Origin of the sequence: Aeromonas sp. s13, from assembly GCF_040907905.1 — a bacterium.
GTDB lineage: Bacteria > Pseudomonadota > Gammaproteobacteria > Enterobacterales > Aeromonadaceae > Aeromonas > Aeromonas veronii.
Genome location: NZ_JBFOCS010000055.1, coordinates 1 through 10,742 on the forward strand (window position 1 = coordinate 1; position 10,742 = coordinate 10,742).

The following is a 10,742-nucleotide window of genomic DNA, read 5'->3' on the forward strand; positions in this document are numbered from 1 at the left end:
CCTCTGTCGGTGGTCTCAAGCCGCTACAACGTGGTACAGCCTCACGAGGTGCTGCACTTCTATCAAGACCTAGTGGAAGCCGGTGGCTTTGAGCTGGAGAAAGCAGGTGAACTGAACTGCATAGCAGCTTGAGGAAAGGCTTCTCCTTTTCATATTTATTCAACAACGCCTATCTTATCGTGAACATTTACCTTTGCATATGCCAAGCAACCTCAATCTAATTGAATTTTCAGCTACTAAACCATAGGGAATAAAAATATACCCTACAAATTTCGGTTATAAAAAACTAATCTTTAAGTAGCATGTTATATACTGCGCCAATTAGATTAGCATCATTTCGATGATGGCATGCAACAACCTCAAACTCCATGTTCCCACCACGACTCAATAATATTTTCAATTGATTATTAATGCCCTCAATAACTTTAGGTTGGCAGCTAATTCCACCACCGACCAAGATGAGATCCGGATCTATTGCGTGCTTGATGTTATAAATGCCCAATGCATTGATAAAGCAAAATTCATCAAGTAAAGAAATCATCAATGGATTCCCATTTGCTACCAAGGCAAAAAAAGCCTCGCCATCAATAGTATCAACTCCCAGCGCCCATGCCGCTTTGCGCAATAAGATTCGTGTTGAGCCAAGATCACTCCAGTTGGTCCGACTAAATGGATCCATAATCCAGTAGCCAAACTCACCACCATGCTGAGTCGCGCCACTCACTAAATGATCATTGACCACCACGCCACCACCCACGCCGGTGCCAATCACAACACAGGCATATGATTTAACGTCCTTCGCTGCACCAATCCAACCTTCCGATAGCACGGCACAGTTAGCATCATTGGCCATTCCAACGGGCAAACCAAAGACCTCTGAGAACTTAGCCTTAATATTAAATCCATGGATATATCTCAGTGCTGTAATACCACCAATAAAACCAGAAACTTCATTAACTGCTCCAGGAATACTTAGCGCGATAGCAACCGGTGAATATTTGTGTTGATAGATCGACAAGACCATCTTCATTGCATCTAGTAACCCATGGAAATTATCAGGGGTCGGGAATGAACTCTTTTCATAAATAACTCCAGCATCATCTATTACACCATATTTAACGGCGGTACCGCCGATATCAAAAGAGATATAATTAGACATGATCGTCCCCTATAAAAATAACAACTGGTTGCCGTTCTCGCAGCAACCAGCTAATGCTAAGTGAGATTGGCAGTCTTATTCCAGTTCAGAAATAGTCTCTGCAAATTGTGGCAAATGTTTTTTGTGTGCCAATAGCAACTCGGTTGCCACCTTTCTTGCATCATCATCAGAATGTACCAGCGGATTGATATTCATGGCAACCAGCAAATCATTGAGGCTACCACTCACTGCTGCATTGGCTGCAGCAATTTCAAATGCTTTGATACCATGGATTAAACCTAGTACTTTTTCGTCAAACTGACTAAAACGTGGATCAGGTTTAGCACCATCACGACCGACCCGGCAGGTCATCTCGACTGTCCAGTCAGCTGGGATGTTTTTGATCTGACCATGATGGGGGACAATCACATAGTGTTCGCTGTGACTGTCATTATAAATGGCGCTGATCACTTCACAGGCTGCATCTGAATAATATGCGCCACCACGCATTTCAAGTTCTTTTGGCTTATAATTTAGATTAGGGTCTTGATACAGCTTGAACAAGTCTTTTTCTACCCGTTGCACTACCTGTGCCCTGGTTTCACCTTTGTAATACTCGCCCATCTCAATACTTAGCATTTCTTTTTCTTTAAAGTAATAACGATGATAGGGACAAGGTAATAACCGTAATCCGCGCAAAAAATCAGCCTCAAAGGGAATGCTAAATATGTTTTTTACTGAAGCGGATTCCTTTTGTGCGCCATCGATTACATATTCAAATAGCTCATTAAAACGGGATTCACCATTAACAAAAGCATCTTTTATAAAAACGAAGTGATTCAACCCGAACAGCTCAAGAGATAATTCATCAGCATCTGTTAACTGTAGCGATTTTTGCACAAACATTTTCATGCCAATGGGGACATTGCATACCCCAATGAATTTTTGGAAATTGGTATGACGGGCGACAGCTTCAGTGACCATCCCAGCCGGATTAGTGAAGTTAATAATCCATGCGTCTGGGCAAATTTCTTCAACATCCTTGATTATATCAAAAATGATCGGAATGGTTCGTAGCCCCTTAAATAAACCACCCGCGCCGTTTGTTTCCTGACCAAGCAAACCATGACTTAATGGAATGCGCTCATCTTTTTCTCGAGCTTTGAGCAGACCGACTCGTAACTGAGTGGTGACAAAATCTGCACCAGTCAAGGCCTCACGGCGATTGAGAGTCTTATGAAGGGTAATCGGCAAGCCTGACTTGGCAATCATTCGTTGGCACAGATCAAATATTATATTCTGTTTTTTTTCACCGTCAGGAATATCGACCAACCAGAGCTCACCAATAGGGAGTTCTGCATACCTTTTAATGAATCCCTCAACCAGCTCAGGAGTATAGCTACTGCCACCACCAATGGTGACTACTTTGAGTTTATTATTCATAAAAATACCGTTAATCCTTCACGCTGCTCTTGCAGCATATTTTTAATAAAGATGCCGCTTACATTTTTCCATCTAATTGAGAACAAATATGCTTTTGATAAGTTCATCATGAAGTTTTTGATGGAACCTAAACATTATTTATTGTAACGGCAGTATGGCATCAAAGGCATGTCACTATTTACGCCACCTCGACTACTATATGTGGGTACAAAGGGTAAGCACACCTGTAATGCGAAAAGCATGACGGCCTTATGGCCGTCATGAAACACGAGCATCACTTTACCACCATGCTTCAAACATGGCGCCGAAGGTCACTGTGTCATCATCAGATGTTGTCAACACACCTTTGTCATCACGACCGGTATATTCATTATCTGCATTCCCGACGGTGGCGTAGAAGCGTAACATCGGGCGAGACCAGGTTTCCCCACCGATAGCGATATTTTGTGATAGAGTAGTTTTCCAAGAGGTGTTAGTCGCATCGATATCATCATAATCAACGATGCTATAACCACCCTCCAACCAGGTAGAATGTACATCGTTCCATTGGTAAGTCGGGCGCAGGATAAAGCTGTAGTTTTTGCGGCTCTCGTCACTCTTGTCTAAATCAAGTTTTTGATAAGAGGTCAAATATTGAATTTTTGCCCGCTCAGTCAAGGGGATGGCACCATCTAGGCTGAACAGCAAGGCATCTTGATTGTCAGCCAAATCGAACACACTGTTTAGCGCATTGTGTGAATAACGAATAACAAACTTTTGGCCCGCCCATACCGCTTCACTTGCTAACTGATAAGCAGAGTTTGCTAGATCTTTTTTGTCATCTTCAGTCAATTTTTCGGATGTAGTGCCGTAGTTTGCATAAAGGCTAAGATCCACGTCACCCAGCTTGATACCATGTAGTTTACTGGTCAGCGCGTAACGACCGTTGTCTTCTACCATGTCATCATTAACTTGTCCGACACCGGCAAAATCAAATTTGATCCCACCTAAGGTCAAATTTTTGAAACCGGCACCTTGGCTATCATGAGTCATCCAGAAATAGTCATTCAGATCGGTCTGAGGTCTCTGATGAAAATCTCGGCCAGCCCACAGATACAGGTCTGGTTGCGACTCAAAAACATTAGCCACACCGGCGTACATTTTCTTGACGTTGACACCACCGTCGTCGGCCCAGGAACCTTCAGACCAATGATCCAGCATCAAGACTAAATCCCAGATGGCACCACTGTCGTTTTTAAAGGCTTTGGCAAGCTGAAACTCACCACCATTACCTTCATTGCCCAAGCGACCCGTAGCATTACCACTCAAGCTACCAAAGCTGCTCACCCGCTCTTTATCAGAGTTTTGATAATGTGCGCCATAACGGGCATAACCAGAAAATACAAGTCCATCCGGCACTTTTGTCTCACTGGTCAATGTTGCTGGCTGCTGGTCATCTTTATATTTAGTTTCTGTGTTGACCTTGGTTTCCAACTCCTGAAGGCGAAGTTTCAGCGCTTCAATATCATCGTTGCTATTCGCAAAAACAGATGCGGAGCTCATTACCGCAGCCACAGCTGCGGCGGTATATAGTAAGCTAAATTTTTTCATTATAACTCCATGTTAATTTACTTAGTATTTCTGTGAATGAAAAAACAACAGTTAAAGTATTGCCATTCAATCCATGAAATGAGCTGAATAGAACTGTATGAAAATATCAATATCTGTACTGGTTGGGATGTTTTTTAATTCAATATTTGTTTCTGCTTATAGCAGGGTGTTTTTCAACATCAACACCCTGCCATCATATCGTCACAGTTGCAGTGACAAAGCATCATCTTCTTCAAACGTCTCTTTTGACACATCTTCATTTTTGCAGGCGATATTGTCCTGCGCTTTCATAAATGGGTAGTACACAAAGATAGTCATCAAGAATACTGATACTTGCAACAACGCGGCCTTCCACCCACCCACAATGAAGCCACTGATGATCATCGGAGTGGTCCAAGGAACGGTAATCGCAGTGAACGGCTCGACCAGGCCTGCAGAGATGGAAAAATAAACCATCAGTACAGAAATAATCGGTGCGCACAAGAACGGGATCAACATCAGTGGGTTAAATACGATGGGGAAAGCAAAGATCACCGGCTCGTTAATATTGAACAACCCTGGCATGATCGCTATTTTACCCAAATCTTTATATTGCGTGGACTTTGCAAACATCAACATACATACAACCAAACCAAGGGTCAGGCCTGCACCACCAAACGTTACATATTGATCGATGAACTGGTTAGTAACAATCTTGGCGTTTTCCCCGGCAATCAACTGCTCTCCTTTGATGAGCAATTCTTGGTTTTGCAGCGCGTTCGCCGTCACGATCGGCCCCATGATCCCCATTACAATGGCGGAGCCATGCACACCACACCACCACAATAAAGAAATCAGCAGGGCAACAACGATGACACCCCCCAGAGAGTCAGACAAACCTTGCAATGGTATCTGCAGCAGATCGTACAACACCACGACCACTGTCTTGTCGAACGCGAACTTAAAGAAAATCCAGGTGAAGCAGGCTGTCAGGATGATCAAGGCCCCCGGGATCAGGGCGGTAAACGCATTAGCAACCCCCTGCGGCACGCCATCCGGCATCTTGATGGTCAGGTTCTTCTTCATGCACCAGCTATAAATCCAACCTACAGTGATGCCGACAAAGATGGCCACGATCATTCCCTTACCGCCCATATAGGCTTTAGGAATCACCCCACCCAAGGTGGCACCATCCGCAGCCAGAATGAAGTTATCGTTGAGGATCAGCATGGTTACGATTGCAAAAATGCCTGCACTAACCCCCTGATAGCCTTCATTTTGAACCCAGCTATAAGCGATACCGAACACACCGATGAGTGCCAGAATATCAAAGGTGGCACCTACTACTTGCCACAATGGCCCCTGCCAATTGTCACCAAAGATACTGGCCATCAATTCGCCATACCCAGGGACAGGAATAAATGCCAGCAGCAGGAAGACCGAACCAATAATGGTCAACGGCATGGTGTAAAGAAAGCCATCCTTGATTGCCTTGACCGGCTTGGAGTTAACAAACCCCATGACATAGGGCATCACGGCTTGTATTTTTTGGTTAAAATTACTCATTAGAGATCTTCCCCACGATTTTTAATCACCGAACTAAACCAGTGGAAAGACATTTTTTTCTTTCGCTGATAGTTATTTTTGTGATCGACATAAATAAAGCCATACTGTTTTTTATATCCATTGAGCCAGCTCAACAGGTCAATAACAGACCAAGCAAAGTATCCTTTGACGTTCACACCATCACTGATTGCTTGTTTCAGCGCAGTTAAATGCTCGCTGATATATTTGATGCGTGGGACATCACAAATTTCATCTTCCACAATCGGATCTTCATCACCAAGACCATTCTCAGTAATGTAAATCTTGACTTGACCATAACGATCTTTGAGCATGTTCAAACCAGCTACAAAGCCCTCTGGCGAAATCTCCCAATTCCATTTGGTATAACGTTTATCATCCATCTTCACGGTGCGGAAGAAACCATCGAAACTTGGATTTCCCGGTGCACCAGTTGAGTTTTCACGGGTAGCTTCACGCTGCTCTAGAGAACCTTTGATCAATTCAACCCGACTCGGCTGATAATAATTGAGCCCCATAAAGTCATTCAAACTAGCAGCCAACTTGATAGTTTCTAACTCTTCTGCTGTCTGCTCTGGATGGAAGCCGCTGACTTTCAGTGCGTCCATGACATAAGCTGGATACTCACCCTTCAAAATCGGGTCGAAGTAGAGATGGGTCGCATACGCATTAGCATGATATGCCGCTTTTTGGCTATCTTCACTATCATCAACGCCAAAAGCTGGACTAAATACGTTACTGATACCAATTTCACCATATAGATTCATGGATTTATATAGCAGTACCACCTTGGCATGAGCATAAAAAACATTGTGAACAGCCTGGAAGTACTTCTTCGGATCATTCTTGATTCCTGGTGGGTGAGCGCCAGCCATATAACCTAGAGAACAAAATACAATCGTCTCATTGATGGTGATGAAGTGTTTTACACGATCACCAAAGGCTTCGAAGCACACTCTTGCATAGTTAACAAATGCATCGACGGTACGCTGGCTCAACCATCCCCCCTCTTTTTCTAGGGGCAGTGGCAGATCCCAGTGATAAAGTGTGATAAATGGCACAATGCCATATTTCAGACACTCGTCGATTAAGTTGTTGTAAAATTCAATCCCTTTTGGATTAATCTCGCCATCACCATTTGGGAAAATACGAGCCCATGAAATGGAGAAGCGATAGGACTCCAGACCCATCTCAGCCATCAAGGCAACATCTTCTTTATAGCGATGATAGTGGTCAACCGCGATATCACCATTGGTGCCTTCGAAGGTTTTCCCCGGGATCTTGGTAAATTCATCCCAGTTAGTCATGCCTTTGCCATCTTCATTCCAGGCACCTTCTACTTGGTAAGATGCGCTGGCTGCGCCCATAAGAAAGTCATGTGCAAACTTCATTGATAATGCTCCGCTTAATTGGAAGTTTTCTTGTGAAGATCGATCAACTCTTTGATCAACTCACGGGCCAACATCGATGTCATCAGGTGATCTTGGGCATGGACCATGATGAGTGTCATTGGGGTCTTACCCTCTCCCATATCAGCTTCAATCAACTGTGTCTGCACCAAATGGGCGGCATTCGCTGCGTGACGAGCCTCTTCCATTTTCGCATCGGCCTGAGCAAAATCCCCTTGCTTTGCAAATGCCAAGGCTTTGTAAGAACAGCTACGAGCTTCACCAGAATTGATAATGATGCCCATTACCTGCTCTTCAAGATCCATTTGCTGAACCTCTGAACCGTCTTCTTTTATATTGTCTAGGTTTAGATCGTCGAAATTCATAGGTGCCTCTGATTATTTAAATATAAATAAAATTTGTTAAATAATTGCCAGGTTAGTTTATAGAAATTATCCTTGTCACCTTAATAAAAACGGTGGCGCGCACCAATGAACGCCACCTAATTATATTTGGCAGGTTCATTGATAAAATAATTTGGTATGGCTTTGTTGAAGCCTAAGTACTATAGGTTAGGCTGGCTTGGCTGCTTTTTTAATTTCAGCTATAGCAACTTTCAATACGCTTAGACCATCTACACGGCCATACATACCAGTGTCAATCACCGCTACTGGCTTATGAGGGAAACGCGCTGAGATATCTTGACACATATAACCGACCTGAGGGCCCAGTAGAATAACGTCAGCTTCGATACCTTTTTCATTGGATTGAGATTCAGGAAAAGCTTCAATATCAACCGGCACAGAATGTTTGGCGGCTTGCTCACGCATTTTATTGACTAGTAAAGATGTAGACATGCCTGCGGCACAAAACAGATAGATTTTTTTATTCATTACATAGTCCTCAACATACTTAAGTTAGAATGTGGTGTTTAATCACCTTGATGATGACTATAAAGAAAAATGGAACCGGTTACAGAAACCGGTTCCATTTTTGTGCTGCAACTCACAAGAAATAACAGTTCACTGCATTCGTAGAACGTCTCAGAAGCTAGGCAAAAGTTCGCCTGAGGGCCTAGTATTATTGGCTTTAGCGCCGAAAGACTCCGGTCTACTGCGGCCATAGATAAGCGAGGGATCAGGCGGACTCGTGTGAGGCTTTTTTTTAGACGTTGGAGGCACGCCCAAGGACCCAATGGGGTCTTTGTGTGGTATAATTCGAATCACGATGAAGTGATGCAAGTCATCCCGGATGACCTGATCTTTAATTCCCCCCGAAACACTTTAGACTCGAAAGGTACTTCTTGCCCATCCATCAACTTGAGTGCTATCGCCATGGCATGATGAACCATCTCAGTGAGCGGGAACCGATAAGTGGTCAACGGTGGCGATAGATAGGCCGAGATCTCTTCATCGTCGATACTGGCGATGGACATGTCGTTAGGTAGCAATAGCCCTGCCTCGCGAAATGCCTGCATCGCCCCGAATGCAATCGAGTCACTCGCGGCAAAGAGGGCACTACATCCACCCCCTTTTGTGAGATATTGCTTTGCCGCACGATAACCCTCCGCGATGTTAAAGCTGCTGCATTGGTACCAGTGTTCTTGATACTCAATACCCCATTCCAATAACATCTTCCGATATGTGTCCATACGAGCAATGCCTGTTGGCGTGATCGCTGGTGGACCAAAATAGGCAATCCTAGTGTGGCCTAGGGAGAGCAGGTGACTCACTGCTTGTTTGGTGGCGTGTTCATTATCAAAGTAAATCGAATAACCACAATGGGAAGGTAGTGAGCGTCCGATAAAGATGATTGGCAGCCCAATTTCTTGCTGAATGGACAACATATCAATTTCAGTCATATGCCGGGTATACACAATCAACACGCTGCAGCGACGATCTACCAGTGAATAAATAGCCTGCTTTTCTCGTTCTGGTTCATTATGGCCATCGGTCACAATCAACTGCTTATTGGTTTGGTCTGCAACCAAGGCTGCATTCTTTAATAAATGCCCAAAGTGAGCACCGTCAAAATCCGATACAACCAAACCAATACTATTGCCACTCTTATTTGCTAACGCCTGTGCTACCAAATTAGGACGAAAGTTGAGTTGTTGCATGGCAGCATGAATCACTTTTCGGGTTGACTCTTTAACCGGACCTGTTTCATTAATGGCGCGTGATACGGTTGCCTTGGAAAATCCAGTAATTCTGCAGATGTCATTAATAGTTGCCATCAGAGTGTACGTTCCTGTCAATTCGATTAGTATGAATTATCAATGGAGTCAGCATATCAATTTTTTGGCATATATAATATTTTGTTTAGCGTCCAGCCCAACACTGGATGATTTTTGAACGGAAACGCACTATGACCCGCAGCTCAACATGCCGAGCAGCTAGTGCCTTGCGATTTGGTGTGGGGGGCATGATTAACCAGAATAGCACAATACGAGTCCCGCCTTACTGTCATTGGCATTGCTCTGCCATGCTTATAATAGCAAGAGGCCCAAGCCCACTTTGAAGCCAGTATCCTATATGCTTATTTTATGGCGTAACTTTGTGAACCCATGTAGAGCCAACAACCTGAGATTAGCTCCGTCAAAATCCGTGCCCCTGTGGTAGCGGCAAGCAGTACAAAGAGTGTTGTTTACACTGACCAACAAAATAGATAGCAAGAGACAATGGAGCTACCGTTTATCAGCAATACCTCCCACCGCCCACTTTTACGTAGTCCGACAGCGCGAAGTCGTCCCGCGTTGCTTAACCTAGCAACAGCACGTTCCACCGTGTTGTGTATTTCCCAACTTGCTCCGCGACTTGTTTATAAGCATCAGAGTTGGGTCTTCTGCCAACACAACCAACAAGATCTGCTCTGGCGTTTTCACCCGCATTTCTACCGGATTTTTAACCCGCGTTTTTCCTGCGATGCGGGTTGAGTGATGATCGCCTGGGTTAAGGCAACAGCAGATGGTGTTTGAGGTGTAACTCAAAGCGGCCTGATTTCTGAGCGGGTGTTGCACTTCAGAGTTGAATTCGTCGTAGAGTTCCTGTCGCAATTTGATCTCCGCCTATAGTACATAATGGTTCAACTCCAGCCTGTATCACCATATAAAACAATGTGTTGGCATCTTCACTGAGCCAACACATTGGTCGTTTTTGGCCTGGGGTACCACAGCACACATCCAATAGCTAGAAACCAGGGATGCAAATGAGCCTTATTTGAATTAATTTCAGATATATATTATCTCCATGAACCTACCTAAGGGACTGCTCTGTGCAGTCCCTTTTTCATTGGAGATTTCTCATGGCTCACCTGATCGATACGATGGCCTACACCGGCCAAACCCCTTGGCATGGCCTTGGCAATGTCTTGCCCCCGCAACAATCTCTCGATATCTGGCTGCAGGCAGCCGGGATGGATTGGACCATCGAGCAGAGCGACGTGATGTTTAACGTCGCCTCCGATGCACTGCATATCCGTCCCTACAGCGATAGCAAGGTGCTGTATCGCTCCGATACCCTCACCCCTCTGTCGGTGGTCTCAAGCCGCTACAACGTGGTACAGCCTCACGAGGTGCTGCACTTCTATCAAGACCTAGTGGAAGCCGGTGGCTTTGAGCT

Annotated in this window: 9 protein-coding genes and 2 pseudogenes; 3 read left to right on the forward strand and 8 right to left on the reverse strand. The window is 44.5% G+C overall.

Annotated elements, in window-relative coordinates; translation table 11 throughout:
* A pseudogene (locus AB5Y82_RS09965) lies at positions 1 to 114 on the forward strand (DUF932 domain-containing protein); the annotation flags it as partial.
* 172 nt (positions 115 to 286) lie between these two features.
* Here AB5Y82_RS09965 and AB5Y82_RS09970 read toward each other — a convergent pair.
* The 8 genes from AB5Y82_RS09970 to AB5Y82_RS10005 form a co-directional block, all read right to left on the reverse strand.
* On the reverse strand, positions 287 to 1,159 hold the full coding sequence (locus AB5Y82_RS09970; RefSeq protein WP_368173925.1) for an ROK family protein: 873 nt from the start codon (positions 1,157 to 1,159) through the stop codon (positions 287 to 289).
* A gap of 75 nt (positions 1,160 to 1,234) precedes the next feature.
* Positions 1,235 to 2,581, reverse strand: coding sequence for a 6-phospho-beta-glucosidase (locus AB5Y82_RS09975; protein ID WP_368173926.1), 1,347 nt, complete (start codon positions 2,579 to 2,581; stop codon positions 1,235 to 1,237).
* A gap of 279 nt (positions 2,582 to 2,860) precedes the next feature.
* Positions 2,861 to 4,171, reverse strand: coding sequence for a carbohydrate porin (locus AB5Y82_RS09980; protein ID WP_245147403.1), 1,311 nt, complete (start codon positions 4,169 to 4,171; stop codon positions 2,861 to 2,863).
* Between the two features lie 201 nt (positions 4,172 to 4,372).
* Positions 4,373 to 5,716: a PTS sugar transporter subunit IIC gene (locus tag AB5Y82_RS09985; protein ID WP_069529428.1), complete on the reverse strand. Its 1,344-nt coding sequence runs from the start codon at positions 5,714 to 5,716 to the stop codon at positions 4,373 to 4,375.
* On the reverse strand, positions 5,716 to 7,125 hold the full coding sequence (locus AB5Y82_RS09990) for a glycoside hydrolase family 1 protein (RefSeq protein WP_224968539.1): 1,410 nt from the start codon (positions 7,123 to 7,125) through the stop codon (positions 5,716 to 5,718). The genes AB5Y82_RS09985 and AB5Y82_RS09990 overlap by 1 nt, the downstream gene beginning before the upstream one ends.
* Positions 7,126 to 7,139: 14 nt before the next feature.
* Positions 7,140 to 7,508, reverse strand: coding sequence for a PTS N,N'-diacetylchitobiose transporter subunit IIA (gene chbA / locus AB5Y82_RS09995; RefSeq protein WP_224968541.1), 369 nt, complete (start codon positions 7,506 to 7,508; stop codon positions 7,140 to 7,142).
* A gap of 186 nt (positions 7,509 to 7,694) precedes the next feature.
* The gene (locus tag AB5Y82_RS10000; RefSeq protein WP_069529424.1) at positions 7,695 to 8,015 is read right to left on the reverse strand and encodes a PTS sugar transporter subunit IIB; all 321 of its coding nucleotides are present in this window, start codon (positions 8,013 to 8,015) and stop codon (positions 7,695 to 7,697) included.
* A gap of 329 nt (positions 8,016 to 8,344) precedes the next feature.
* Positions 8,345 to 9,358: a LacI family DNA-binding transcriptional regulator gene (locus AB5Y82_RS10005; RefSeq protein ID WP_255912947.1), complete on the reverse strand. Its 1,014-nt coding sequence runs from the start codon at positions 9,356 to 9,358 to the stop codon at positions 8,345 to 8,347.
* 359 nt (positions 9,359 to 9,717) lie between these two features.
* Between AB5Y82_RS10005 and AB5Y82_RS10010 the strand changes: the two are divergent.
* Positions 9,718 to 9,777 (forward strand): annotated as a pseudogene (locus AB5Y82_RS10010) (SEC-C metal-binding domain-containing protein); the annotation flags it as partial.
* 648 nt (positions 9,778 to 10,425) lie between these two features.
* Positions 10,426 to 10,742: DUF932 domain-containing protein (locus AB5Y82_RS10015; RefSeq protein ID WP_368173927.1), on the forward strand; the 317-nt coding region annotated here is incomplete at its 3' end.

Bases quoted from the DNA above. Each gene is read 5' to 3' on its own strand.
- AB5Y82_RS09970 (WP_368173925.1), bottom strand. From the start codon at position 1,159: ATGTCTAATTATATCTCTTTTGATATCGGCGGTACCGCCGTTAAATAT.
- AB5Y82_RS09975 (WP_368173926.1), bottom strand. From the start codon at position 2,581: ATGAATAATAAACTCAAAGTAGTCACCATTGGTGGTGGCAGTAGCTAT.
- AB5Y82_RS09980 (WP_245147403.1), bottom strand. From the start codon at position 4,171: ATGAAAAAATTTAGCTTACTATATACCGCCGCAGCTGTGGCTGCGGTA.
- AB5Y82_RS09985 (WP_069529428.1), bottom strand. From the start codon at position 5,716: ATGAGTAATTTTAACCAAAAAATACAAGCCGTGATGCCCTATGTCATG.
- AB5Y82_RS09990 (WP_224968539.1), bottom strand. From the start codon at position 7,125: ATGAAGTTTGCACATGACTTTCTTATGGGCGCAGCCAGCGCATCTTAC.
- chbA (WP_224968541.1), bottom strand. From the start codon at position 7,508: ATGAATTTCGACGATCTAAACCTAGACAATATAAAAGAAGACGGTTCA.
- AB5Y82_RS10000 (WP_069529424.1), bottom strand. From the start codon at position 8,015: ATGAATAAAAAAATCTATCTGTTTTGTGCCGCAGGCATGTCTACATCT.
- AB5Y82_RS10005 (WP_255912947.1), bottom strand. From the start codon at position 9,358: ATGGCAACTATTAATGACATCTGCAGAATTACTGGATTTTCCAAGGCA.